Consider the following 808-nt stretch of genomic DNA (forward strand, 5'->3'; position numbering starts at 1 on the left):
GGGCGGCGCCGGGGCCAGCTAGGGACCCGGCCCGCCCTGGCGTGGGCGCCGTGCCCGCCGATTCCGGGGCCGGGACATGCCGGTGCGGTTTCCGCCCCACCACGTCCCGGGCACGCTGAAACGCGGCCCCCGCTCCGGCGCTGAAACGCCATAGAGGAGAAAGACCCCCGAATGTCCGGACGCTTCCTGCACACCATGATCCGCGTCGGCGATCTCGACCGCAGCGTGAAGTTCTACACCGAGCTGCTGGGCATGAAGGAGCTGCGCCGCAACGACGTGCCCGCCGGCCAGTACACGCTCGCCTTCCTCGGCTATGGCGAGGGCAACAAGGAGAATGGCGGCGAGATCGAGCTGACCTACAACTACGGCGTGGACAAGTACGAGATCGGCACCGGCTTCGGCCATCTCGCCGTGGGCGTGCCCGACGTGGCCGCGGCCTGCGAGAAGGTGCGCAACGGCGGCGGCAAGGTGACGCGCGAGGCCGGGCCGGTGAAGCACGGCACCACCATCATCGCCTTCGTCGAGGACCCGGACGGCTACAAGATCGAGCTGATCCAGCGCCCCTGATCCAGCGGTGAGCCCGTCGCCCCTGGATGTGCTGACCGGGACGCCCAGCCGGCTGTGGCGGGATGTCCTGGCCGGAACGGAGGACGCCGCCCGCGCGCTCGCGGGGCGTGACAAGGTGCGCCTCGCCGTCACCGGCCTGTCGCGGGCCGGCAAGACGGTGATGCTGACCTCGCTGGTGGCCAACCTGCTGGCGGCGGGCTCGCGCGCCCGCACCCTGCCGGCGCTGGAGGAGGCGGCCGGC

At 71.9% G+C, this 808-nt stretch carries 2 protein-coding genes; both read left to right on the forward strand.

The features are described from left to right. Positions 1 to 171 precede the first annotated feature (171 nt). Positions 172 to 567: a lactoylglutathione lyase gene (gene gloA / locus ROTAS13_RS25305; protein WP_075823721.1), complete on the forward strand. Its 396-nt coding sequence runs from the start codon at positions 172 to 174 to the stop codon at positions 565 to 567. Between the two features lie 7 nt (positions 568 to 574). Continuing rightward, on the forward strand, positions 575 to 808 hold a 234-nt coding region (locus ROTAS13_RS26850; protein ID WP_371329404.1), incomplete at its 3' end, for a YcjX family protein.

This window comes from Roseomonas sp. TAS13 (genome assembly GCF_001950415.1).
Lineage (GTDB): Bacteria > Pseudomonadota > Alphaproteobacteria > Acetobacterales > Acetobacteraceae > Roseomonas > Roseomonas mucosa.